The sequence below is a fragment of the Nocardioides sp. genome (genome assembly GCF_030655615.1).
In the GTDB taxonomy this organism is placed as follows: Bacteria; Actinomycetota; Actinomycetes; order Propionibacteriales; family Nocardioidaceae; genus Nocardioides.
The window spans coordinates 17,672-41,069 of the sequence record NZ_JAURVJ010000128.1; the positions used below are offsets into that span (position 1 = coordinate 17,672).

Genomic DNA, 23,398 nt, shown 5'->3' on the forward strand with positions numbered 1-23,398 from the left:
CCGGGTGCGTGCGGCTGCTCGGGCGCGGAGGCGGTGCGGTGGGGTGGCGAGCCGTCCGTACCCAGCGTCGACCTGCGCATACGCCTGACGTGCCTTAGTTTGACGGCGTGACCAGCAAGCTCATGTATGCGCTCTGGGACGCCGACGTCCCGGCCCTCCACTCCTCCGACCTGCGCGCCGCCCTGGCCGCCACCGGGGCCACCCGGTTGCAGGTCAACACCGACGACGAGCCGGTGGCGCGCGCGATGCGCATCCCGGCCGGTCCCGACCCGATCGCGGCCGTCGTCAGCGTGTGGGTGCCGTCGCTCGACGTGGCCCCGGTGGTGACCTCGGCGCTGGCGGCGCTGGCCGGCGCCGTCGCGGGGTGGGAGGTCGAGGAGCGCCGGCCGATCGACCCGCCCGAGAGCTGGGACGGCTCTCGTCTCGACGGGCTCGCCAACATCGCCGTCCTCCGCCGGCCCGCCGAGCTCGCGGTCGAGGAGTGGCGCCACGCGTGGCTGGTCGACCACACCCCCGTCGCCATCGCGACGCAGGCCACCTTCGGCTACCTGCAGAACGTCGTCGTCGCGCCGGTCACCGACCTGCCGCCCGGGGTGGCCCCGGTGGCGGCCCTGGTCGAGGAGCTCTTCCCGACGGCCGGCATCACCGACATCCACGCGTTCTACGGCAGCGGTGGCGACGCCGCCGAGCTCGACGACCGGATCACCCGGCTGATGACGAGCGTCGCCCGGTTCGGCGCCGACCGCGACCTCGACCTCGTGCCGACGAGCCGCTACCTCTACACCTGGTGAGCCGTCAGCCCACGTAGCGGCGGACCAGCGTGCCGTCCAGGCGCGTCGCGAGGTAGGCCGTCTCGCCGAACTCGTTGCTGGCGTAGGCGTAGATGCGCGCACCGTCGTCGTCGAACACGGTCGACCTCCCCCGGATGATCACGTAGGACGCGGTCGGGTCCTCGACCAGCCTGGCGGCGCGGCGGACGAGCCGGACGAGCAGCGCCGGGTCGACCGCGGCGAGGTCGATCCGCTGCTCCGTCGCCCGGCCCTTGGTGCCGAGGTCGCCGAGCTCGCCGTCCCAGCGGAGCAGCTCCTTGCGGAGGGAGCTCTGGTCGACCGGGACGTCGAGGACGGCGTACTCGAGATAGAGGACCGCCTCGAAGACCCTCGTCGAGCCGGTGCGGTCCCTGACCGCGGCGACCAGGTCGGCGTAGCCCTCGACCGAGAGCACGTCCGGCGGCACGTCCACGGCCGGCTCTGCGGGGTCGTCGACGCCACCGAGGTCGCCCGTGTCACCGAACGGGTCGCTGGCGGTCGGGTCGCTGGCGGTGGGGTCGTCGTCGGTGCTGAAGGCGACGAGGGCGAGCACCACGGCCAGGGCCACACCGATGACGAGACCCGCCACCACGGCCGGTGACCCGCGGCGTCGGCGAGGGCGGACGAGCAGGGGCTGCGGGTCGTGGGCCGTCGGCGGGCCGTAGGGCACCCCGCCGCTCGGGGTCACGGTCGGCTCGCGGCCCCAGGGGGACTCGTGGCCGCTCTCGCCGTCACCCGGGTCGTACGTCGGCCACTCCTGGTCGCTCACGGGCGCAACGGTAGGGGGCCGAGGGCCCCGTGGGGAGAGCGATCCGGTGCCGGTTGAGTGCCGCTAGACCCGCTCGGCGAGGGCGAAGGGGACCCGCACCAGGGTGCGGCCGCTGCGCAGGTGGTAGCTGGTGCGGCCGAGCTTGACGACCTTGCCGACGCGGCCCTCGTGGTCACCGGGGGCAGTGATGCGCAGCCGGGTGCCGACGCCGTGGACGGTGAGGCCGCGGCCGGCGCGGAGCCGGGCGAGCTCGACCTCGTAGTTGGGGTGCATGACCGCCGGTCGGCCGTGGTGGGTCCAGGTGAAGACGTGGGCGAGGTCGAAGGTCGGCGAGCACTCACCGCAGGTCATCACGCGCTCGGGGCGCCGGTGGCGCCCGGAGGTGTGGCCGCCGGGGCACGCCCCGAGCCACGGCGGCTCGACGCGTGGTGAGTCGGGCGAGACGCAGCGCTCACCGCTGCAGCCGATGCGGACGGCGATGTCGCGCCACACCTCGTCGTGGCCGTGCTGCGGGCCGGCGAGGGCGTGGGCGACCTCGTGGAGGACGGTGTCGCGGACCTCGAGCTCGGAGTGGAGCGTCGTCAGCGGCGCGCTCAGGCCGAGCACCTTCGGCCCGAACCGGCAGATGCCGGCCCGCTTCTTGGCCCCGTCGAACGCGACGGTCCAGTCGGTGAGCCCGTGGTGCTCGAGGAGGTCCTCGGCCAGGGCGAAGGCGTCGCGCAGGTCCACGACGACGACGTTATCCGTCGCCACCGACAACGGGGGGCGGCCCACCGGCGTACCGCGCGACGATCTCCTCGACCGGGTCGGCCACGTCGACGGTGAGGCCCGCCTCGTCGGGCGCCAGCGGCTCGAAGGTCGCGAGCTGCGAGTCGAGGAGCGAGGTCGGCATGAAGTGCTGGCCGCGCGCGGCCTGCCGCGCGCGGATGAGGCCGGGGTCGCCGTCGAGCAGCAGGACGTCGAGCCCGGGCACGGCCGAGCGCAGCCGGTCGCGGTAGGCGCGGCGCAGCGCCGAGCAGGCGACCACGCCGCCGGCGTCACGGGCGAGCCAGGCGCCGATGTCGTCGAGCCAGGGCCAGCGGTCGGCGTCGGTGAGCGGCGTACCGGCCCTCATCTTGGCGACGTTGGCGGGCGGGTGGAGGTCGTCACCGTCGCAGAACGCGACGCCGAGCCGTGCGGCGAGGGCCTCGCCGACGGTCGACTTTCCCGAGCCGGACACCCCGGCGACCACGACCCGTACGGCGCTCACAGCCGGCCCACGACGAAGTCGGCGGCGGCCTTCTCGAAGGCCCGGCCGTGGCGCAGCATCGCGTGCTTGCCCCCGGGCACGACGCGGTAGTCGACGTCGGCCGACCGCGCCAGTCGGTCGGCGACGACGCGGGAGCGCTCGGGCAGCGCGATCCGGTCCTCGTCGCCGTGCACGAAGAGCACCGAGCGACCGGGCAGCGGCACGCCGTCGCTCGGGTAGACCCACGGGTTGAGCGCCACGACGGTGCGGACGGCGTCGTCCTCGGCGGCGAGCAGGGCCGCGCGGCCGCCGAGGGAGTGCCCGACGAGCGCGACGGGCAGCCCGGGCCAGCGCTCGCCGACCTGGGCGATCGCCCAGGCGGCGTCCTCGAGCGGGGTGTGCTCGCTGTCCCAGCCGCGGTAGGAGTTGAGCAGGCGTACGACGGCCAGCCGCCCGCCACCGGCGCGGGCGACGCGCTGGGCCACCGGGACCATCCGGAGCACCGAGAGCTGGGTCGGGCTGACCATCACCCGCTGCTGGCGCTGGGCGCCGCCGTGGAGCACGAGGACCACGCAGGCCGGGCGGGACGGGGTGCGGACGTCGACCAGGCGGTGGCTGGTCATGCCTGGGGGTCGTGCAGCGAGGTGGTCGGGACGAGGGTCGCCATCAGTCGCTGTCGGACCGATCGGCCTCGGCCAGCCGCTCGTGCAGCCGGGCCCGGACCTCGTCGGGGGTCACCTGTGCGCGGCGACGCTGGTCGCGCACCACCACCGCCCCGGTGGCGGCGACTCCCGCCACCCCGGCCAGCCCGAGCCACTTCCAGAGCTTCATGCGCCAGACTCCTCCCCCATGGCCACCAGCATCGGGCTCGACGCAGCCGTCGACCTCACCCGCACCGGCGACCTGTGGTTGTTCCGCGGCCGGTCGGCTGCCGACCACGCTATCCGGGTGCTCACCAACGCGCCCGTCAACCACGTGGGCATGGCGGTCGTGCTCGACGACCTGCCACCCCTGATGTGGCACGCCGAGCTCGGCAAGGGCCTGCAGGACGTGTGGACGGGCACGCACCACCGCGGGGTCCAGCTGCACGACCTGCGCGAGGCCGTCGTGCAGTGGTGCGGGCGCTACGAGCAGCGTGCCTGGCTGCGCCAGCTCAACGCGTTCATCTCGCCCGACCAGGAGGCCGGGCTGCTGCGGACCATCGCGCGGCTCGACGGCACGCCGTTCCCGTCGACGGCGGCGCTGGCCGGGCGCTGGGCCCGCGGGCGGGTACGCCGTCAGGCCGGGGTCGAGATGACCTACTGCGCCGAGGTGGTGGCGACGACCTACCAGGAGATGGGCCTGCTCGACCCCGAGCGGCCCTCCAACTACTACGACCCCGGCAAGTTCTGGTCCGGAGACGACCTCGAGCTGCAGCACGGCGCCTCGCTGGGCGACGAGGTGCACGTCGACGTTCCCACCGCGCCGCCGGTCATCCCGGTCACGCGCAGCTGACGCAGGTGCGGGCCGTCGGCCGCACCTCGAGCCGCTCCGGGGCGATGTCGCGGCCGCAGACCTCGCACCGCCCGTAGGTCCCGGCGTCGACGCGGGCGAGCGCGGCGTCGACCTCGACCAGGTGCCGGTCGGCCAGGCGCACCAAGGTGTCGATCTGCGAGCGCTCGAAGGCGATCGTCGCGCCCTCGGGGTCGTGCTCGTCGTCGGCGTTGGTGTCGCGCGAGGCGGCGACCACCTCGTCGAAGTCGCCCCGCAGCCGGGCGAGCCGGTCCGTCGTACGACGGCGCTCGGCCTGGAGACGGGCCCGGGGGTCGTGGCTCACGGATGGGCCGCCGCGTAGGCCCGGGACACGGCCTGGGGGACACGGCCGCGGTCGCTGACGACGTAGCCGTTGAGCGCGGCCCAGGCGCGCACCTCGGCCGGCGTCGCCGGGGCCGGAGCGAGGACGGGCGCGGCGGCGAGGTCGGCGACGGCCGCGACCCCGTGCCCCTCCTCGGCCGCGGCGACCCAGGCGGCGGCGAGGAAGCGGTAGGTCCACTCCTGGGCGAGCTTGCGGGTCTCGCAGAAGTGGATCGGCACCTGGGGCCAGCGGACCTGGCACTCGGCGAGGCCCTCCAGCACGACGGCCGGACGCACGTGGTCGAGGAGGAGGACCTGGGAGTAGCGGTCCTCGACGACGACGGCCGCCCGGGGCACGGTGGCCAGGTCGGCGAGCTGGTACTTGAGCTTGCCCGTCGTCAGCGACGACACCAGGTCGGCGAGGCTCTTGCGCTCGACCGTGGCGACGAGAGCCCCCTCGCGGAGGACGCCGTAGTCGCCCGCGGTGAGGGCGGCCTTGACGGTCGTCGCCTGCTGGTCGCCGAAGCCGTAGGCGTAGCGCTCGTGGGAGTCGACGACGATCTCGAGGTCCTTGAGACCGCTGGCGCGGGTGCGGGGGATGGACCCCGCGGGGCGGGCCTGCTTGGTCGTGCGCGCCGACTGCCAGAAGATCGCCTGCCGCCCGCCCTTGACCGTGGTCATGACGAGCTGGCTGCGGTCTCGCGCCCGCGGTCGAGCACGAGGTCGATGCTGGCGCCGCGCCGGATGCAGCTGCGGACCGGCACCCGCTCGAGCACCTCGACGTCCGCGGGCCACTCCTCGACCCGGTGGCAGTAGATCTTCGCCGTGCGCAGCCAGGTGTCGCGGGCCTTGAGGATCACGCCGCGCTCCCCCAGCGGGATCCGCAACAGGTAGGGCAGCGTCGAGTCGCCGTCGGGGTTGCGGGCGATGACGAAGTCGTCCGGCATGGCGCCAGTGTGTCAGCCGGAGCACGGATTCACCTGTGTCGCAGGGGCTCTGGGCGTGCCTGTGGACGACTCAGGGAGTTCTCCACAGATTGCTCCGCGGGCCGTTGCGGACCGTCTCCTGCGGTGAGGCTGGGGGTGTCCTGCTGGCCTGCTCGGGAGCTCGTCATGACCCTCAACCTCGTCCACACCGACCTCCTCACCACCGTCGCCGAGCTGCGCGACGTGGCGTCCACGCTCGAGGCCGAACGACGGCGCACCGACCTCGCCGTCGACGTGCTGCTCGACGGCGGCTGGTCGGGCCGCGCGGCCGCCGCCTACCTCGAGGGCTGGGAGGACTGGCGCACCGGCTGCGACCAGGTGCTCGCCGCGCTCGCGTCGATGGCGGAGCTGATCGCGCTCGCGCGCGCCGACCAAGTCGAGAGGGACGAGCAGGCTGCGGCCGGGCTGCGCGCGCTGGCCGGCGACCTGCTGGCCAAGGTCGACGGCGGGATGCGCACGTCGTGACCGGGTACGCCGTCGACCTCGACCTGCTGCTCGACACGATCGACGCCCTGGCCCGCTGCGAGGACGCGTGCGACGACGGTCTCGACCGTGTCGGTCTGCGCGTGCGGGCGCTCCACGACACCTGGTCCGGGCGGACCGCCGAGGCCCAGGCTTCCGCGCAGGCCGAGTGGGAGGCCGGATTCGCGCTGGTGCGCGAGGGCCTCGGCGACATGCGCCGCGCCGCGGCGACCGCCCGGGCCAACTACCTCGACGCGATCGACGCCAACGTGCGGATGTGGTCGCTGTGACCCGCGTCGACGTCGACGGCGTCGGCTACACGCAGTGCTCCGCCCTGCTCGCCGACGCCAACCGGTGGGCGGCCGTGCACGTCGACACCCTGAGCTCGGCGCTCGCCGGGAGCGGTGCGATGGCGGGTGACTCGTCGTTCGCGAGCGAGTTCGCGGCGGCGTACGACGAGGCGGCGGCAGCCACCGTCGGGGCCTTCGACGACGTGGTCGGCGGACTCGGGTCGCTGTGCCGGATCGCGTACTGCTCCTTCGAGAACCACGAGCGCGCCGAGCGCTCCTCGATCGCCTCGACGATCGTGGTGTCCAGCGAGCCCTCGGCGATGGCCGACGTCCTCTACGAGTCCGCCTCGCCAGCCCCGCCGTCGTCGCTCGGCGGCGACGCGTCGTTCCTCCCCGGCTGGGCCAACGTGATCCTCGACCACATCGAGGGCTTCGTCTGGCCCGACGCCGACGTCGACCGGCTCCGCTCGACCGCGAAGACCTGGCGCACCGCCGCCGCCCACCTCGACGACCTCGTCGACCTCTCCGGGCGCGCGATGCTCGAGCTCTTCCAGGAACGCTCGCCCGAGGTCCCGCTCGCCACCAACGCGATCGCCGGCCTCCGGATGGGCATCCGCGACCTCGCCGGCACCTGCGAGCAGCTCGCCACAGCGTGCGACGAGTACGCCGACGCCGTCGAGAAGCAGCGCGACCTCATCCTCGACCTCGTCAAGGACCTCATCCGCGACGCCGTCCTCATCGCCGCCGCCGGGTTCGTCCTCGGCCTCGTCACCGGCGGCAGCACCAACGCCGTCGCGGCCTGGATCAACTCGGGCAAGCTCGCCGCCGAGGTGCCGAAGTTCAAGGCGTTCGTCGAGACGTTGCGGTTGTACGCCGCCGGCGCGGCCAACGGGTTGCGCACGACGACGACGGCGGTCGCACAGGTGCAGATCAAGCTGAGCCGGTTCCGCAACGCCGCGCCGATTCGGACATGGGGGCACTCGGCGGTGCTCGACGGGGGTGCGCTCCGGAGGCTCAGGAACACCATCAACAACCCCAAGCTGCTCGATCCCCACCTGTTCCGGGGGATGTCACGACGCGACGTACGCGAACTCGTCGAGCACTGGCCGTCGAGACCCTCCCGAGACGGTGTCGGGATGGTGTTCGACGACCCCATCAACAGGGGGCGGCAGATCAGGATCATGCAGGGATATGCGCGCGGCTCGCGACCCGACATCATCACGACCGGGGACTATGTCGTGGTGTCGCAGAACGGACGTGCCGTCAAAGTCGCTCTCGAGGGGAATCCGACGCTGTGAACACATCGACTTTGCTAGAGGACTTCCTCAGCGAGATCCAAGAGACGCTCGAGTCCGAGGGCGTGATCCTGGTTGGTCACTTCGTCTGGATCCTGCGGGGCATGGAGCGCGGACTCAACACGTCCGAGATGCTGCAGCTCAGCGGTGAGGCCTACTCGGTCGTGCGTCAGCGCTACGACGTGCAGCTGATGTGGACCGATTGGCCGATGAACCTCGACACAGCGAGGTCCGCCGACGATTCGACGCCGTTGGGGTTCGATCTCGACCCCGACGGGTCGCTCGTCGAACCCCTGCTCTGCTTGGTGCTCCAGGTCTGAGACCGCCTGCTGGGCCCACCGACGTGGCTCAGCCGACGAAGCACGGAGGCCGTGGCGCGCTGTCGTTCGCGCCACGGCCTCCGCTGTCCCACTTCGCCACGACCTCTACATCGGGCCCCGTGGGCGCCGACTTGAGGGATGTGGGCAGGGTTCTTCTCAGCCCACCCGCACGGCCGTCACCACGAGGTTGTCGACGAAGTAGACCCTGCCGTCCGGGGTGCGTCGCAGGCCCGTGCAGGTGACCAGGTGGACGACGCGTCTGCCGTCGGTGCGGAAGAGGTCAGCCGGCAGGCCGCGGGTCCGGGCGAAGCGACGTACGGCGCGCACCTCGTAGCGCTCGGTGCCGCTGGCGGCGGACCAGCGGACGACGTCGCCGCGGCGTACGTCGCGCAGGGCACCGAGGCCTCCGGGCCGGTCGGAGACGTGACCGGACAGGACGCTCGAGCCCACCAGGTCGCCGTGGGCGGCAGTGGTGCGGAGCCAGCCGATGCGGTCACGACGGTTCGGGACGGCCATGGCGCCGTGGTCGAGCCCGACCGACGCGACCGCCACGCGGACACCGACGCGCGGGACGGTCAGGGTCGCCCCGTTCGTGCGGGCGCCCCGCCCGGCCGGAGCGCGGTAGTCGCTGTGGAGCCAGCGGGGCTCGGCCCGGCGCTGCGGGACGTACGGCGACGGGTCGGGGGCCGAGCGCACGACTGGCGCCCGGGGCGGGCGGCCCAGGGTCGAGCGGCCGGACGGCACCTCGGGCACCACCTGCGTGACGGGCCGCGTCACGAGCGAGGTCTCGACGGCCAGGCCGGGCGCTGACGACGCGGCCGTGGTGGTCGCGGAGGCGAGGACCTCCTGGCTGTAGGTGTAGCAGCCCGGCGCGCGCAGGAGCACCGACGGCGTGCTGAAGGAGCCGCTGCCCGTCACGACCATCTGGCCCGACGCCGCGACGGCGGCGCGCGACCAGCGCAGGCCGGCGCACGACAGGTTGCGACGCGGGGCGAGTGGTCCGTGCAGCCGCCAGCGCAGCTCGACGGTGTCGTCGGGCGCGAGCCCGCTCAGCCGCACGGTGTCGAAGATCCGCGCGCCGACCAGCGCTCGCTGGTCGGAGACGACGGTGGCGACGGCGGGAGTGCGCGGCACGACCTCGGTCGTCTCCTCCGCCAGCCCGCACGGAGTGCTGACCGGCAGCGTGTCGACGTCGCGCGGCAGCCGCTGGACCCAGGTGTAGTGACCGACGGCGGGTACGACGACCGCTGGGGTCTCGTAGGTGCCGTCGGACGTGACGCGCGAGGTCACCCGTCCCGCCAGGGTGGCCGAGGTGCAGTCGTCCGGACCCGGCGCAGCGGCGAACGGGCCGTGCAGCTCGGCGACGACGGTGCCGACGTACCCCGGAGGCAGCCCGGTCACGGTGACCGCGTCGCGGACCGAGGACCCCGGCACGACCACGGGTGCCGACGTACGGGTGCTGATCACGGGCTGGGCCTGCTTGATCCGCGAGGTGGCCGCGACCGCAGCCACCGTGGTGTTGGACTGGGCGATCCATCCGCGTTGCACACCGGCCGGGCGGGCCGTGGCGCCGCCGTGGGTCGACCAGCCGCGCTGCCGGTAGAGCACGCCGTCGGACGCCGGACCCGTCGCCCGGGCCACGACCCGGAAGCGACCCACGTCGGTCGGGCGCACCTGGACGACCGCACCGCGTCGGCTCGTGACCACGGGACGTGGGCACGTCACCGGACCCGTGCACGCGAAGCGCACGCGGGCGTCCGGCACCGGTCGCCCGGCAGCCGAAGTGACCGAGAGCCGGTAGTCGCGCACCTGGCCCAGCCGTACCGGCCCCGGGCCGACCCGCTGGAACGTCAACCGCCAGGGACCCCGCAGCCGCGAGGCCTCGCGCCACATCGACCGGGCCAGCCGCATGACGGCCGCGTCGAGGCCACCGGCCGGCGGGCGTACACGCTCGCCGACGATCAGCCCGGACGGGTAGACCGTCAGGCCGCCCGGACGCACCCCGTCGCCCATCACCTCGCGCACGACCAGCGCGATCGCGGCGTCGCGGTCGTCGCTGCCGGTCGAGCCGTGCCCGGCCCACGTCGAGATCACGTAGTTGAGCGCGGCGACCTCGGGGTCACCGACCCGGCGTCCGAGCTGGTTGACCAGCCGCTCGGTCGACACCCGCTCGGCCCGCCGCGGGAGCCGCGAGTCGTAGAGGAAGTCGATGCAGAAGAAGACCCGGCCGTCGGGCGCGCGGTAGGTGCCGATCCAGGTGAGCCCGCTGTCGCGGGCGGTCCGGTAGCGGAGGCAGGCGCCGTTGACGAGGTTGGGGTCGATGCGCCGGCAGGTGTCCTTGGCGACGCGGGTCGCGGCCTCGGCCGGTGGCGCGCCTCCGGGAGGTACGACGACGAGCGCGAGCACTCCGAGGACGAGCGCGAGCACGGTGAGGACGGCGGGCAGGAGGCGGATCCGAGATGTCATGCCGCAGACCGTCACCGACGGGCAACGCGCCCACAACCGGAACTCTCGAGCCTGTGGATGGGAGCGTGGACGAGCTGCTCGTTCCGCGCACCGCTACCTTGGCGCGCATGTCCGGACTCGCCGTCGCAGCGCCCAGCGAGGTGGCCGCCGACGCCGCCGAGCAGGTCGCGCTGGCCGGCGGGAACGCCGTCGACGCGGCGCTCGCGGCCGCCCTCGTGGCAATGGTCAACGAGGTCGGGATCGTGTCCCTCAGCTCCGGTGGCTTCGTCACGGTGCAGCCCGCCGGCCAGGCCCTCGCCTACACCGTCGACGGCTGGATGGACGTGCCCGGCCGCGGCCGGTCCGACGACGAGCGACGGGCGGGCCGGTCCTGGGACGTCACGACCGAGTACGGCGGGGGCGTCGAGGTCACGATCGGGCCCGGGTCAGTGGCGACCCACGGGTCGGTGGCCGCCTTCGGCGAGGCGCACGCGCGCGACGGCCTGCTGCCGTGGCGCGAGGTCGTCGCCCCTGCGATCGCGGTCGCGCGCGACGGGTTCCGGCTCGGGTCAGCGACGCGGTTCTACCTCGACTACGTGCGTGACGACATCTTTGGCTGGGACGACGCCAGCCGGGCCGCACTCGCGGGCGTCGACGGCGAGCTCGTCACCGAGCCGGTCGTCGTGGCCGGCCTGGCGGACTCGCTCGAGCAGATCGCGTCCGACCCGCGGGCCCTGCACGAGGGCGACCTCGCCGACGCGATCAGCCGCGACGTCCTCGAGCGCGGCGGCCTGCTCGGCCCGGCCGACCTGGCGACGTACCGCCCCGTCGTGCGACCGGCCCTGCGCTCCCGCCTCGGGCCCTGGACTCTCGCGACGACCCCGCCTCCCTCCGTCGGCGGCGTGGTCGTCAGCGCGATCCTGCGGCTCCTCGACGGCTGGTCGCCCGGGGACTCCGACGCCGCGGCGCGGCTCGTCGACGCCCAGCGGCGGGTGCTCGGCCACCGGCTCGACGTCCTGGACCACAGCACCGACCTCGAGGCCGACGCGGCGACCTACCTGCAGGTGCTCGAGTCAGGCTCGACCGCCCACGTCTCGGCCGTCGACGCCAGCGGGCTCGCCTGCTCGGTCACGGTGTCGTCGGGCTACGGCTCGGGGATGATCGCCCGCGGCACCGGCATCTGGCTCAACAACTGCCTCGGCGAGCAGGAGCTCAACCCGCGCGGCCCCCACGGCGCGGCCCCCGGGACCCGGCTGCTCTCCAACATGGCCCCCACCGTCGCCCGCCACGACGACGGCTCCACCCTGGCGATCGGCTCCCCCGGGGCCGACCGGATCACCACGGCGATCACCCAGGTGCTGGCGAGGTACGCCGCCGGCGCCGGGCTCCAGGAGGCCGTCCACCACCCGCGGGTCCACGTGCACCGCGCCGGCCGCCCGGACGAGGTCGTCCGCGAGGAGACCGAGCCGACCATGTACTTCGGCGGGGTCGGTGCGGCCCTGGTGGGGGCGGACGGGCACCTCGTGGCGGCGGCCGACCCCCGCCGCGAAGGCGCGGTGCGCCTGGTGGGCCGGTAGGCTGACGAGGACGGACCCGCGTGGAGGCCGCACGCCCACGTGTGACCCATGCAGTCCAGGACCGGGACCCATGACTGTCACCTCTCCGCACTGGCGCGCTCCGGACCCCACCGAGCTGGACGAGCAGGGCGAGCCCGGCGACCCCGTCGCCGTCGACCAGGCGGAGGCGGAGGCCCTCTGGGCCGCCCGCGCCCCGCAGATCCTGACCGAGGTGGCCTCGGCCTACCAGGGCCTGATCACCCACACCGACCTCGCCGCCCGGCTGCAGGCCGACACCGGTGTGCACACCCGCAGCAACCCGCAGACGTGGCTCGGCCGCGTGCTCGCCGTCTCGTCGGCCGACGACGTGGCGCAGGGCCGCCCGCCCCTCACCTCGCTGGTCGTCCACCGCGTCAACGGCACCGTCGGCGCCCCCTACGACGAGGTCCTCCGCGTCACCGGCCAGGACCCCATCGAGGACGAGGTCGAGCGCGAGCGCCACGCCGCCGAGGCCCGGATGGAGTGCTACCGCTGGGCCAACGCCACGCTGCCGGCCGACGGCGGTCACTCCGCGCTGTCGCCGCGCTACGACATGGTGCTGACCCGCGGTCGCCGCAAGGCGCGCCAGGAGGCCGAGCCGGACGTGTGCCCGACCTGCTTCATGGCGATCCCGCCCACCGGCGTCTGCGACAACTGCGGCTGACCTGACACCGGCGGGTCCGGTCCGGCACGTCACGCCGGCCAGCCCAGGTCGAGCGAGTCCTCCCCCACCTCCTCGTCGTCGAGGAGCGTGGCCTGGACCGTGCGCGGCTTGGGCGGCAGCGGCACCGGCCGCGGCTCGCCGTCGGACACCAGCCGCAGGGCCTTGCGCAGGGCGGTCAGGACGTCGTCGACGTCGTGGCCGTCGCAGTGCTGTCGGCCGGTGCGGATGCGCACGATCTGGCGGATGATCTCGGCCCGGTCGTGGTCGAAGAGCCCGGCCACCGTCGCGGCCCGCGGCCGACCGAGGTGACACAGCTCGAGCAGCCCGGTCATCGCGAGGTCGGCCTCGTCGATCTCACCCTCTCCCCCGCCCGGGTCGTCACCCGTGGCAGGTCCGTCAAGCAGGTCACGCACCCGCCGCCCGCCGACCCGCGCCACGAGGTCGCCCGCGATCGCGTCGACCTCGTCGACGAACCGGTGCACGACCTGGCGCAGCAGGTGGGCGGAGAACGGCGCCGCCACCATCTCGTAGCGCATCATCACGCGGTCGTCGGCCAGGACGACCTTCCACAGCGGCAGGTCGCGGTTGAGCAGCCCCAGCTCGAGCGGGAGCCGTCCGAGGTCGTCGGGATCGAGCACGATCTCGGCGAACACCTCGACCGCGGGCCGGTAGGCCAGCACCCGCACGTAGGCCAGGCTCCGCCCGGCGATGATGGGGATGTCGCCGTCGTCGTCGTGCTTGAGGTCGGGAAAGACGACCCGCATCGCGTCGTCGACCATCACCTGCAGGTCGTCGGAGCCGATCGGGAAGGCGACCGCGTCGTACGCACCCTCGGCACCCGGCTCCGGATCAGACGGCAGCACGTGGTCGGAGTCGACCTCGAGCCCGTCCGCCACCAGGAAGACCGGGTGCGGGACGGCGTAGACCTCGCGCAGGGTGCGGACCAGGAGCACCGCGACCCGGTCGGCCTCGCGACGCTCGGCGTCGTCGTGGAAGATGGTCCACCCGGCCTCGTCGACCGGTTCCTGCCACCCCAGGGCCACGAGCTGCCCCTCCTGCTCGCCGTCCAGCGCGACCGACGCCTCGAGGTGCACCCACTCCCCGTCGTAGGCGCAGAGCCGGACGTGGGGCGAGGCACGCGCATCGCCGTCGTCCGCAGCCACCGCATCGGCGTAGTCCACCACCAGCACGTCGTCGTCGACCATCGCCGCCACGTGGTCGGCCAGCCGCACGCGGAACGCCGTCCACGCCGCCTCCGTCATGACCGTCAGGTCCTGCTCATGACTCATGCACCCTCCCCGTCCTCGACGATCTCCCGAGCCCTCGTGGAGGACGGTAGACGCGACCACCGACAGTTCTGGTGAACGCTCAGCCGCCCTCGGCCCGTCGTCGTTGCGCGATGATCCGGACCACGTCGAGCGGGTTCTCCCGACGCCAGGCCTTGAGCCGCGCGCGGTCGTCCCGCCGCTGCGAAGCCGTCGCCCCGCTGCGTGCGTGCCACCACCGCAGGGCGTCCTCGGCGTAGGCGACCGCCGCGATCGGGCGGGCTGCACGGACGGCCGCGAGCGCGTCGACGACGTCCGAGCCCTGGGCGAGCAGGACGGCGTACCCCAACGAGGGCCCGCGGTTGATGCCCATGTGGCAGTGGGTGAGCACGACGGCGTCGGGGTCCTCGAGGACCTCCTCGACCCACGTCACGCCCGACTCGAACCAGGCCGGCGGCACCCGCTGGCCGAGGTCGTCCATCCCGTGCCAGAGGTAGGTGATGCGGTCGGTCAGACGCTCGACCCAGGCCCGGTCGTCGGCCTCGATGCGTACGTCGACCACGTGGGTCACCCCGCGCGCGACGAGCTCGCCGAGCTGGCGCTGCGCGAGACCGTCGTCCCACTGGTCGAGGTCGCCGCCCACCGCCAGCCTCGGCGTCACGAACGACGCGTTGGCCAGCTCGAAGGACGGCAGCTCGCTCACCCGACCACTCTGCCCCACGCCGTCACGCCGCGGGGCCGAACCGGGAGCGCCCCTCTCCGGCGAGACGTCAGCGGTCCTCTCGGACGGCCAGCAGCGCGAGCAACGAGGCGCGCGGGTCGTGGGCGAGCTCGAAGCTGTCGTCCACGTTCCAGCCGGCGAGCTGCAGCACCTGGTCGGTCGACCGGGCCCAGTCGTGGGCGGCCCCGGCCGGTACGGGCTGCCGGTCGGGGGTCCGCCACCCGGCCGCGGTCAGGAGCTGCGGGAGTCCGTCGCGAGGCATCGGTACGCCGGCCACGGCGGCCAGCAGGACCAGCAGGCCGGCGTCGAGCTCGTGGCCCTTGCGCCCGATCGGGAGCCGGTCGGCGAGTAGGAGGAGGAGCCGGACCGGGTTGCCGCGGCAGGCGTTGCCGGCCGGGGTGGGCAGCAGGCGGCCCTTGGCCTTGCGGACCAGACCGCACGTCCGCGCCGAGCCGTGCAACCAGGCCACCGGACGCACGTTCTCCTCGCGGTTGCCCTTGCCCATCGCGACGTCCGAGCCGCGCCCGAGGCGGCCGCCGTCGCGGAGCACGCTCACGAGGTGCTCGACCGAGGCGGGCTTGAGGTAGCCGGCACCGGTCAGCGCCACACCGTCGCCGACGTGGTCGAGCAGCGCCATCCACGGGGCGACGACCGCGACGACCGCCTGCTCGTCGTACGTGATCGGGGTGCGGCTGGCCGCCTCCGCCCACGCCGACACGGTCGTGTGGGCGCTGGAGGTCAGCCGGTCGAGGAGGCCGTCGACGAGCTCGGTGAGGACCGGGCCGGCCCCGTCGAGGGCGAGCTGGACCTGCTCGTCGGTCCGGGCGAGGTCGAAGGCGGCGGGGTCGAAGCCCTCGGGCAGCCAGTCCAGCTTCTCGATCGCCCAGTCATCGGTCGGTCCGCTCCTGAGGGCTTGGAGCATCTCGTCGTAGCCGACGACACCGCCGACGTCATCGGGTGGGCACGCACGAGCCCCGCCGGTGCAGGTCGCGCGCGGGGCACCGTCGACGAGCGGCAGCACCACCTCGACCTTGATCCGGTGCTCCCACCCGTCCCCGAAGTCGTAGTCGTAGTAGAGGCGGTCGCCCGCCTCGCGCAGGACCTGGTCGAGCCGGACGTCCGCCTCGGGGACGCCGTCGTCAGTCTCGTCGAGGTCGAACTCGGTGAGGAACGGGGCGAGCCGTGGGTCGCGCCGACCCGGACCCATCACGAAGGCGTGCAGGTGGATGTCACCCCAGTCCATGGCGGCCTGGAGGACGCCGTGCAGGTCCTCGAGCGTCAGGTCGCCGGCCAGCTCCAGGCGGCGCCAGACCACGGGCCGCACGCCGTCGAGCTCGACGCGGACGCGGTAGGTCTGCGTCTCGGCCGGAACGTCGAGCGGCACCGGTCGGCGGCGCGCGAACGGGTCGAGAGGATCGAGACCGCCGAGGTCGATGCCCTGCTCGACGAGCAGCGCGGCGAGGTCGACACCAGGCAGGGCCGTGACGTTGCCCGAGCGGGCACGGCGCTGTCGGGGAGGCATGCGCGCCAGGCTAGTGAGGGCGGGCCGTCGAGCGCACGTGACACGGCGCCCCTCCACAGGTCTCGCCAGCACTCGACAGCACTCGACAGCGGGCGTCGGCCCCGCGAGGCTTCGCGGGTGTCCGGTCACCTCTTCGTCGCCCAGGGCGACCTGACGCGCCTCGCGTGCGACGCGGTGGTGGTCCCGTGCGACGGACGCGGCAACGTCACCGGGGCGTGGTCCGGGCTCCTCCCGGACGACCTGCCTCTCGGCGACCTCCCGGGCTGGCGGCGCATCGGCGCACCGGGCCGCAGCGGGGTCGTCGACGTCGGCGAGCTCGACGGGCGCCGCGTGCTCGCCCTCGACACCCACAGCCGGCGACCCTCGCCAACCACGCTCGCCGACCGCACCTGGGACGCGATCGACCAGGCGGGGACAGGCCTCCCGGCACGTGACGGGCGGGCCGTACCGCTGGTCGCGCTGCCGCTCGTCGGTACCGGGGCAGGCGGTCTCCGCCACCGGCGGGGCGAGGTGGTGACCGCGCTCCTCGAGCGGTGTCGCGCCCGCTCGCTGTCGGTCGACGCGGCGCTCGTGCTGCGTGACCGGCGCGACGTCGCCGCGGTCCAGCAGCGTCGTACCGGCGATGACTGGCTCGGCCTGCCACCCGCCCTTCTCGAGGAGGCCGACCGCCTCGGGCGGCTGGCCGGTGCCGGACGGCTGTCGCTCTTCCTCGGCGCGGGTGTCTCGGTACCTGTCGGCCTGCCCGACTGGACCACGTTGCTGCGCCAGGTCGCTGCCGAGGCACCCGCCGTCGACGTCACCGGACTGACCAGCCCGCTCGACGTCGCGTCGCGGCTCGTGCGGTCCCGGGGCAAGACGTCGTTCCTGACCTCGGTCGAGGCGCGCGTGTCCGCGCGGCGCCACGGCATCGGGCACGCGCTCCTGGCCGGGCTCGGCGTACGGCAGAGCGTCACCACCAACTTCGACTCCTGCTTCGAGACAGCGGTTGCGGGCGTGGGCGGTGACGGGCTCGACGTCCTCACCCGTGACGTCGCCGACGGCAGCAGGCCGTGGCTGCTCAAGCTGCACGGCGACGTCGCCCACCCACCGTCGATGATGCTGACCCGGGAGCAGTACGACGCCCACCGCGCCGACCACCAGGCCCTCAACGGCGTCGTCCAGTCCCTGCTGCTGACCGGACACCTGCTGTTCGTGGGCTTCAGCCTCACCGACGACAACTTCCTCGACCTGGCGCGCCAGGTCGACGTCGTCCGTGACAGCCGTGGGGTGCCGAGCGGCACGGCGCTCGCCCTGACCACCCGGGACGCCGGCCGTGCGGGCTACCAGAAGCTCACGATGGTCCCGATGTCGCGCGGGACCGACCTGGCCGCTGCCGGGCGGGTGCTCGAGATGTTCCTCGACCGACTCGCGTGGACGGCGGCCCACGCGCACGAGCTGTCCTCGGCGTACCTGCTCGACGACGCCTACGCCTCCAGCCTCCCGCCCGGGGACCTCGCGCTCAAGCAGGCGCTGCTAGACCTGGCCGCGCGGGAGGACCTGTCGGCCAGCGCGGCCTGGCCGCGGGTCGCGGGGCTGCTCGAACGGTTCGGGCTCGACCTCTAGTTGTCCACAGGCTCGTCCAGGGCTCTGTTCTCGAGGGCGTCGTCTGACTTAATCTCTGGCCACACCGTCGTTCTCGGAGAACGGCCTCATGGGATCGAGGTCATGCGATGCGTCACCGTCTGTCTGGCGCTCTTGCCCTGCTGGTGCTGCTCACGCTCCCCGGGTGCGGTGACCCGAAGCCGGACCCCGACGACCCCACCTCCGAGCCGCCGTCCTCAACGACCACCGAGCCGGTCTCGGACCCGCCGACGAGTACGACGACGCCTGAGCCCGAGCCCGAGACGGCCGAGGATTTCATTCGTCGCTGGCACCAGGCTGGAGACCAGATGCAGGTCACTGGCGAGACCGCCGAGTACTTGGCGCTCGGCCTTGACTGCACCCCATGCTCGGAGACGGCTGAGATCGTCGCGAAGTATTACGCCGCCGGCGGCTTCATCCAGTACGGCGGCACCATAGTGACGCGGATCAGAAGGGTCGGTCGAGTCGATGGGGCGGTGGAGTTCGAAGTCGACAGAACATCCGCTCCCACCCGGTACAAAGAGACTGCAAGTGGTCCGATCAAGAAGTTTGCCGGCGGCGACGACCGCATTCGAATGAAAATCACGAAGACTGCTGGTGAGTGGCACGTCCTTGACGTCGGGCTCTTCGCGACATGAGGACTCTTCTGGCCGCCGCCGTCGCTATTGGTGGGACCGCCCTGCTTCCCGTATCTCCCGCGGCAGCAGACCCCAACCCAAGTGAGTGCGTTCGCACTGGCCTCGGCAGCGTGGCCTACGACTGCACGTTCACCGGCTCAGAAACAACCGCGATCTTTGCCACCTCAGGCCCTACCGGGGACGGCCACACCTACGACGTCCGACCCCAGTGCGGAGACGACCAGGGCGGCCAGGCCATCTGCTACGGCGGCCAGCCCTGCATCGCGGACGACGGCCAGCCCGGCATCGAGATGGACCTCTACCGCGACGGCGAGATCTACGGCGAGACCTGCCTGAGCGACGCCCAGGCCGGCGGGCTCGGCGTCATCACGCCCGGCATGGTGCTGAGGGAGTTCCGACGACTCGCCTGGCCCGAGAGTCCCCTGACCATCGAGCCGCCCGGCCAGCGGACCGCGGTCAACTTCACGACGTACTTCTTCACCGACAACACGAAACCGTCGACCCAGACCGTCCAGATCATTGGCCAGAGCGTCGAGATCGAGGCCACGCCGACCAGCTACGTCTACCACTTCGACGGCCAGGACGGCGTCGCGACCAGCAGCCCCGGCGGCCCGCATCCGAACGGCGACGTCACGCACCAGTACCTCTACAAGGGCAGTGCCAGCCCCTCTCTCGACACCGTCTACGCCGGCCGCTACCGGGTCAACGGTGGCGGCTGGATCGACATCCCCGAGACCCTGACCGTCGCCGGCACCCCGAGCACGCTCGAGATCATCGAGATCCGGCCCACCCTGGTCGCGCCCAGCCGGCCGTGAGAGCCGCCGGGCGGGTTGTGACTCGACCTACCGAGGCATCGCAGTCGGCGATCGCGTCACGAAGAACGCGGTAGATCGGATCAACCAGGTTGATCCGATCTACCGCGGTGTCGGGCATCATTGGTAGGCCGCCTGCTCGGCTCCCGACGCGGCGCTGCCGCCACACTGACTAGGCGGCCTGCTGCACCGAGGCGATGACCTGCCCGAGCAGCGAACGCGCGGGGTCGGCGACGCGGTCCCTCAGCTGGTCGAGCACCCCCAGGTCGCCGGTCGTCACCACCGCGCGCAGAGCCTCGGACAGGCCCGGCTCGAGCAGCGCGGCACCCAGACAGGCCCAGGGCTCCCAGCCCTCCTGCTCCTCCGCGTCGTAGTCCTCCCCGGGCGGCAGGTATCGGTGCTCCGACAGCCCGAGCTCGCGCGCCGCCCGGTCGACGACGGTGCGGGCGAGCAGCTGGTCGTCGACCTGCAGGGCCTGCCCACGAGCCGGGCGCCACTCCGCCAACCAGGTCAGCCACTGCATGCGCGCGACGTCGGTCACCAGGCCGAAGTCGTCGACGTGCGGGATGATCTCCCCGCAGCGGAACTCGTCGCCCGCCGCCCGTACGACGTCGAGCCAGCCCGCCGGGTCGGCCGCCACCGCTGTGGCCACGTCGAGCGAGGTCTCCTGCGGAGCGCTCTCGAACATCCGGCCGTCGCCCGCCGGGACGAGCCGGCCGATGGCCGGGACGTCGGGCGCGAGCATCGAGCCCGACCCGATGTCGTCGAGCGTGAGGACCTCGCCCGTGGCGAGGTCGGTCCAGCGCGACCGACCGGCCGCCGCGCCGAGGTAGACGAAGCCCCCCATCGGCGCGGCGGCCCACTCGGCGATCCGGTCGGCCCCCGCCACGAGGTCGGGCGTCGCCGAGCGGCTGAGGAACTCGCCGAGGGCGCCCTCCTCCCACAGGAGCACCTGGCGGTAGAACCAGTCGTGGTCCATCAGGCTCACCGACGACGCCTCGTCGGCGTCCAGCCCGGAGAGCTCCTGGGCGACGTCGAGCGCACGTAGTCGCCGGGACCGTGCGCCCGGGTCCCGGTCGTCGATGATCTGCGTCGCCTGGGTGAGGATCCACCTCGACGTCACCCAGGCGGGGAGCACCGGCGCCAGCTCGTCGAGCTGTCGCAGCCGACGGATGCGCTCCAGCCTCCAGAACAGGTCGCCGTTCTGGTCCAGCGGACGACGCATGATCACCTCAAGCGCGCCCGCGACGTCACCACGCCGCTCGGCCTCGTCAGCGTCCTGCATCGCCCAGATCCACGGCTCCATCCCCTCGAGCGGGTGCGGCGGAGCCTCCGATCGCGAGGCCGGTCGCGCCGCGCGCTTGAGCTCTCGCTGCTGACGAGTCTTCCTCCGGTTCGACATCAGCCCGCCAGCCCTTCCGTGGTCGACGCGTCGATCATCCACAGCGCCTCGTCGCAGCGTCGGGCGGCGTACGCCGGCAGCTCGCGCGCCAGGGTCTGCCACGCGGTGCGGTGCTTCGACGTCGCGAACCGCGCCAAGGTCCGGGCGTCGAGCGCCTCGTCGAGGAGCAGCTCGGCGACCAGGTGACGCTGCCGGCGTACGTCGGCCTCGTCGACCGCGAGCCCGAGCGCCGCTCGCAGCGCGTCGGCGGCGAGCGACCGGGGCGGCCGTGGCAGGTCCTCGTCGACCGGTTGGCCGAGCAGTGCGCCCCACGCGTGCTGCGGCAGGTCAGCGGTGAGCGAGGTGTCGGTGAGGTGCGAGTAGGCCTCCGGCAGCGCTCGCGACGCACCGCGGGCGGCCAGGATCTTGAGCCAGCGCTCCGGGTGCCTCGCGACCGCAGCGGCCGTACGCCCGTCGATCGGCAGCGCCCGCCAGTCGAAGAGGCGGCCGGGTGCGGACGAGGTGGGCACGACACGCCCGAGCACGTGCGTGCCCACCTCGTGCAGGTGGGTGAGTCCGAGGTCGAGCAGCTCGACCTCCTCACCGGTCTCGGCATCGGCGACCACGGCGACCTCGCCGTCGGCACCGACCACGCGGTAGCCGCCCATCGGTGCCCGGTTCCACGCGGCGAGGTGGCTCGCGGTCGCGACCATCCCGGCCGCCGCTGGCAGGTGGAGCAGGTCGCTCAGCCCGCCGAGGTCGTAGGTGTCGGCCTGCCGCAGGACCCAGTCGCGCCCGAAGATGAAGGTCATGACCTGCTCGACGTGGTCGCACCCGATCGCGGCAAAGGGGATGCCGTGCGGGTAGACGACGGGCACGACGTGCTGCAGCACGCGTCCGGCGCGTCGTGGCTGGCCGTAGACCTCCCACCGCCGCACCAACGTCGTGACGAACCGCGTGCGCAACCAGTCCGGCGCGGCCTCGCCCAGGTCAGCCATCACGCGGAGATGGCCGCCGTGCAGAGACTGCGCGAACATCGGGACCGCGCGATGTCTCTCGTAGGCCGTCGCCCAGTCACCCCGCAGCTCAGCGGCCGCGGACTCCTCGACGGCGACGTGGTCGTCCATCGTCATCTGGCTCGCGACGGAGCGGAACGGGTGGGTGGACGGGGACCTGGGTGACTTCCGTGACCGAGACATGGCAGCAGCCTGCGCCGCTCAGAACCTTAGCGGTAGTGGGGTTTCGCGATCTGTGGATAACTCCTGCGGCGTGACCACGTCGGTCACGAGGCCTGGTCGCCAAGCCGCAGGATGGGCTCGTTGAGCACGGTCTCGAGGTGGGGAACCAGGTCTCGGAACGGCCGGGCGATCGTGTGCACCTCGTCCGCCGACAAGCGGGCCCGGTGGGTGAGGGCGCTCGCGACCACCGTCGCCCACTCCCGCAGGTCCTGGTGCGGCTCGGGGTCCGTGCCGAGCACCGCGCCGACGAGCCCGGCGCGCTCGCGCCACGCCCGGACCGATCCAATCGTCGGTCGCCACGGGCACCCCGCCGGACCCACGAGCGCCCAGCCGCGCAGCCGCATCGTCACCGCACCGAAGCCGTCGTCGTCATCACCGTCGCGAGCCACCGCGTGCCGGGTGGCGAGCGAGCTGAGCTGTGGGACCGTCAGCGGGTCGAGCAGGCGGCGTACGACGTCGACGACCTCGGGCGACGCCCTCAAGCCATCGGCGGTGTCGTCGCCGGGTGCCAGAGCGTCGTCCCAGGGCCCGCGTCCGTGCACCAGCACCTGGGGATCGATGACATCCGCGACGACCTCGACGGCCAGGCAGGCCAACGTCACGTCGACGAGCAGACCCTTCATGCTGCGGCGAGCACGCAGCGCGTCGTCCGGGTCGTCGATCGGCCCGCCCCACACCAGCTGCATCAACTGAGACCAGCGAGCCGCAGACACAGGTGCGTCGGCCACGTGGTCGACGAGCGCGACCACGTCGAGCGGGAGCCGATCCATGGCCTCGCGGCGACCAGCCGGCCGCGCGGCGGCCAGGGCCAGCGAGATCGGCCAGGTCAGGGACCCCGCCTCGCGCACGTCGACAGCGTTGCTGAGCAACCAGCTCAGCTCGTTGGCGTCGGCCTGCCACAGCTGCGCCGCGCGAGCCAGCACGACCGGGGTGAGCGGTCCCCATCGCTGGGTCCGTCGCCACGTCACGGGCCCGTCGAGCTCCCAGCCGGGCGGTGCCGGCCGCCGGCGGTCGACCGTCGCGAGGATCTCGCGACGCGCCGCCTTGGCTCTGACCAGCGCGCGCCCGACCAGGGCCTTCGCCGGACCCTCCGGGGCCCGACTCAATGACCATCGCACGGGCAGCACGAGAGCGCCCGGGGCGACGCCGAAGGCCTCGAGCTCGTGGACGTCGCCAGGCCGGCCGATCGTGAACCGCACCGTCGCGTCGCCGTCGTCGTAGTGACGGACGATCTCGCTGCCGACGGTGATCGAGCCGTCGACGAGCTGGAAGGCCAGCTCGTTGAGGATGTGACACCGGTCGGCGGGGCTGAACATCCAGTCGTCGCCTGGGTCGTCACCGAGCCCGGGGCGTGCCCACAGGTGCAGCTCGGGGTGGCCGATGTCGTCGAGACCGACGGTGTAGGCGAAGTCCTTGCCGCCTCCGTCGGGGTCGTAGACGCTCTGGACCGTCCAGGTGGGTCGACGGTCGTCATTCTCGTGGCCGTCAGCTGTGGGTTGGCTCAT

Annotated in this window: 26 protein-coding genes; 11 read left to right on the forward strand and 15 right to left on the reverse strand. The window is 73.2% G+C overall.

Annotation, left to right across the window (positions count from 1 at the left end; all coding sequences use genetic code 11):
* Nucleotides 1–107 precede the first annotated feature (107 nt).
* Nucleotides 108–791, forward strand: a complete 684-nt coding sequence (locus Q7T52_RS10825) for a hypothetical protein (RefSeq protein ID WP_304802323.1) — start codon at nt 108–110, stop codon at nt 789–791.
* Between the two features lie 4 nt (nt 792–795).
* Here Q7T52_RS10825 and Q7T52_RS10830 read toward each other — a convergent pair whose 3' ends face one another.
* The 5 genes from Q7T52_RS10830 to Q7T52_RS10850 form a co-directional block, all read right to left on the reverse strand.
* The gene (locus tag Q7T52_RS10830) at nt 796–1,578 is read right to left on the reverse strand and encodes a hypothetical protein (RefSeq protein WP_304802325.1); all 783 of its coding nucleotides are present in this window, start codon (nt 1,576–1,578) and stop codon (nt 796–798) included.
* Nucleotides 1,579–1,641: 63 nt separating this feature from the next.
* On the reverse strand, nt 1,642–2,307 hold the full coding sequence (locus Q7T52_RS10835; RefSeq protein ID WP_304802327.1) for a SprT-like domain-containing protein: 666 nt from the start codon (nt 2,305–2,307) through the stop codon (nt 1,642–1,644).
* 10 nt (nt 2,308–2,317) lie between these two features.
* A complete protein-coding gene (locus tag Q7T52_RS10840; protein ID WP_304802328.1) occupies nt 2,318–2,827 on the reverse strand; it encodes a gluconokinase in 510 nt (169 codons plus the stop codon).
* Nucleotides 2,824–3,429 carry an alpha/beta hydrolase gene (locus Q7T52_RS10845; protein ID WP_304802330.1) on the reverse strand — a complete coding sequence of 202 codons (606 nt, stop codon included), beginning with the start codon at nt 3,427–3,429 and terminating at the stop codon, nt 2,824–2,826. Before Q7T52_RS10845 ends, Q7T52_RS10840 begins: the two co-directional genes overlap by 4 nt.
* Before the next feature lie 43 nt (nt 3,430–3,472).
* Nucleotides 3,473–3,637: a hypothetical protein gene (locus Q7T52_RS10850; RefSeq protein WP_304802332.1), complete on the reverse strand. Its 165-nt coding sequence runs from the start codon at nt 3,635–3,637 to the stop codon at nt 3,473–3,475.
* An 18-nt stretch (nt 3,638–3,655) separates the two neighbouring features.
* Between Q7T52_RS10850 and Q7T52_RS10855 the strand changes: the two genes are divergently transcribed.
* A complete protein-coding gene (locus tag Q7T52_RS10855; protein ID WP_304802333.1) occupies nt 3,656–4,300 on the forward strand; it encodes a hypothetical protein in 645 nt (214 codons plus the stop codon).
* On the opposite strand, the gene Q7T52_RS10860 is transcribed toward Q7T52_RS10855, so the two are convergent.
* The 3 genes from Q7T52_RS10860 to Q7T52_RS10870 are packed head-to-tail and all read right to left on the reverse strand — an operon-like array spanning nt 4,287 to nt 5,586.
* Nucleotides 4,287–4,622 (reverse strand): TraR/DksA C4-type zinc finger protein, encoded by a 336-nt coding sequence (locus Q7T52_RS10860; RefSeq protein ID WP_304802335.1) that lies wholly within the window; start codon nt 4,620–4,622, stop codon nt 4,287–4,289. The genes Q7T52_RS10855 and Q7T52_RS10860 overlap by 14 nt on opposite strands.
* Entirely contained in the window at nt 4,619–5,320 is a 702-nt protein-coding gene (locus tag Q7T52_RS10865) for a histone-like nucleoid-structuring protein Lsr2 (protein ID WP_304802337.1), read from the reverse strand. The genes Q7T52_RS10860 and Q7T52_RS10865 overlap by 4 nt, the downstream gene beginning before the upstream one ends.
* On the reverse strand, nt 5,317–5,586 hold the full coding sequence (locus Q7T52_RS10870) for a hypothetical protein (RefSeq protein ID WP_304802338.1): 270 nt from the start codon (nt 5,584–5,586) through the stop codon (nt 5,317–5,319). Before Q7T52_RS10870 ends, Q7T52_RS10865 begins: the two co-directional genes overlap by 4 nt.
* A 165-nt stretch (nt 5,587–5,751) precedes the next feature.
* On the opposite strand from Q7T52_RS10870, the gene Q7T52_RS10875 reads away from it, so the two are divergent.
* The 4 genes from Q7T52_RS10875 to Q7T52_RS10890 are packed head-to-tail and all read left to right on the forward strand — an operon-like array spanning nt 5,752 to nt 7,992.
* Nucleotides 5,752–6,090: a WXG100 family type VII secretion target gene (locus tag Q7T52_RS10875; RefSeq protein WP_304802340.1), complete on the forward strand. Its 339-nt coding sequence runs from the start codon at nt 5,752–5,754 to the stop codon at nt 6,088–6,090.
* The gene (locus tag Q7T52_RS10880) at nt 6,087–6,377 is read left to right on the forward strand and encodes a WXG100 family type VII secretion target (protein WP_304802342.1); all 291 of its coding nucleotides are present in this window, start codon (nt 6,087–6,089) and stop codon (nt 6,375–6,377) included. The genes Q7T52_RS10875 and Q7T52_RS10880 overlap by 4 nt, the downstream gene beginning before the upstream one ends.
* Nucleotides 6,374–7,675 (forward strand): hypothetical protein, encoded by a 1,302-nt coding sequence (locus tag Q7T52_RS10885; RefSeq protein ID WP_304802344.1) that lies wholly within the window; start codon nt 6,374–6,376, stop codon nt 7,673–7,675. Before Q7T52_RS10880 ends, Q7T52_RS10885 begins: the two co-directional genes overlap by 4 nt.
* Complete coding sequence (locus Q7T52_RS10890; protein ID WP_304802345.1) at nt 7,672–7,992, forward strand: hypothetical protein; 321 nt, start codon at nt 7,672–7,674, stop codon at nt 7,990–7,992. The genes Q7T52_RS10885 and Q7T52_RS10890 overlap by 4 nt, the downstream gene beginning before the upstream one ends.
* A 156-nt stretch (nt 7,993–8,148) precedes the next feature.
* Here the strand turns inward: Q7T52_RS10890 and Q7T52_RS10895 are convergent, their stop codons facing one another.
* Nucleotides 8,149–10,458 (reverse strand): class F sortase, encoded by a 2,310-nt coding sequence (locus tag Q7T52_RS10895; RefSeq protein ID WP_304802347.1) that lies wholly within the window; start codon nt 10,456–10,458, stop codon nt 8,149–8,151.
* Nucleotides 10,459–10,565: 107 nt separating this feature from the next.
* Between Q7T52_RS10895 and Q7T52_RS10900 the strand changes: the two genes are divergently transcribed.
* Both Q7T52_RS10900 and Q7T52_RS10905 read left to right on the forward strand, forming a co-directional pair.
* A complete protein-coding gene (locus tag Q7T52_RS10900; protein ID WP_304802349.1) occupies nt 10,566–12,014 on the forward strand; it encodes a gamma-glutamyltransferase in 1,449 nt (482 codons plus the stop codon).
* A gap of 70 nt (nt 12,015–12,084) precedes the next feature.
* A complete protein-coding gene (locus Q7T52_RS10905) occupies nt 12,085–12,696 on the forward strand; it encodes a hypothetical protein (protein WP_304802351.1) in 612 nt (203 codons plus the stop codon).
* A gap of 29 nt (nt 12,697–12,725) precedes the next feature.
* On the opposite strand, the gene Q7T52_RS10910 is transcribed toward Q7T52_RS10905, so the two are convergent.
* From Q7T52_RS10910 to Q7T52_RS10920, 3 genes are all read right to left on the reverse strand, one after another.
* Nucleotides 12,726–13,985 (reverse strand): hypothetical protein, encoded by a 1,260-nt coding sequence (locus Q7T52_RS10910; RefSeq protein WP_304802353.1) that lies wholly within the window; start codon nt 13,983–13,985, stop codon nt 12,726–12,728.
* A 79-nt stretch (nt 13,986–14,064) separates the two neighbouring features.
* Complete coding sequence (locus tag Q7T52_RS10915) at nt 14,065–14,664, reverse strand: dual specificity protein phosphatase (protein WP_304802355.1); 600 nt, start codon at nt 14,662–14,664, stop codon at nt 14,065–14,067.
* Between the two features lie 67 nt (nt 14,665–14,731).
* Entirely contained in the window at nt 14,732–16,204 is a 1,473-nt protein-coding gene (locus Q7T52_RS10920) for a plasmid pRiA4b ORF-3 family protein (RefSeq protein ID WP_304802357.1), read from the reverse strand.
* 117 nt (nt 16,205–16,321) lie between these two features.
* Between Q7T52_RS10920 and Q7T52_RS10925 the strand changes: the two genes are divergently transcribed.
* The 3 genes from Q7T52_RS10925 to Q7T52_RS10935 all read left to right on the forward strand — a co-directional run bounded on the left by Q7T52_RS10925 (nt 16,322) and on the right by Q7T52_RS10935 (nt 19,277).
* Nucleotides 16,322–17,806, forward strand: coding sequence for an SIR2 family protein (locus tag Q7T52_RS10925; RefSeq protein ID WP_304802359.1), 1,485 nt, complete (start codon nt 16,322–16,324; stop codon nt 17,804–17,806).
* A 143-nt stretch (nt 17,807–17,949) separates the two neighbouring features.
* Nucleotides 17,950–18,462 (forward strand): hypothetical protein, encoded by a 513-nt coding sequence (locus tag Q7T52_RS10930; RefSeq protein ID WP_304802360.1) that lies wholly within the window; start codon nt 17,950–17,952, stop codon nt 18,460–18,462.
* Nucleotides 18,463–18,572: 110 nt separating this feature from the next.
* The gene (locus Q7T52_RS10935) at nt 18,573–19,277 is read left to right on the forward strand and encodes a hypothetical protein (RefSeq protein ID WP_304802362.1); all 705 of its coding nucleotides are present in this window, start codon (nt 18,573–18,575) and stop codon (nt 19,275–19,277) included.
* Between the two features lie 169 nt (nt 19,278–19,446).
* Here Q7T52_RS10935 and Q7T52_RS10940 read toward each other — a convergent pair whose 3' ends face one another.
* The 3 genes from Q7T52_RS10940 to Q7T52_RS10950 all read right to left on the reverse strand — a co-directional run.
* A complete protein-coding gene (locus Q7T52_RS10940) occupies nt 19,447–20,559 on the reverse strand; it encodes a hypothetical protein (RefSeq protein WP_304802364.1) in 1,113 nt (370 codons plus the stop codon).
* 116 nt (nt 20,560–20,675) lie between these two features.
* Entirely contained in the window at nt 20,676–21,854 is a 1,179-nt protein-coding gene (locus Q7T52_RS10945; protein WP_304802366.1) for a hypothetical protein, read from the reverse strand.
* Between the two features lie 83 nt (nt 21,855–21,937).
* A partial coding sequence (locus Q7T52_RS10950) for a hypothetical protein (RefSeq protein ID WP_304802368.1) occupies nt 21,938–23,398 on the reverse strand: 1,461 nt, incomplete at its 5' end.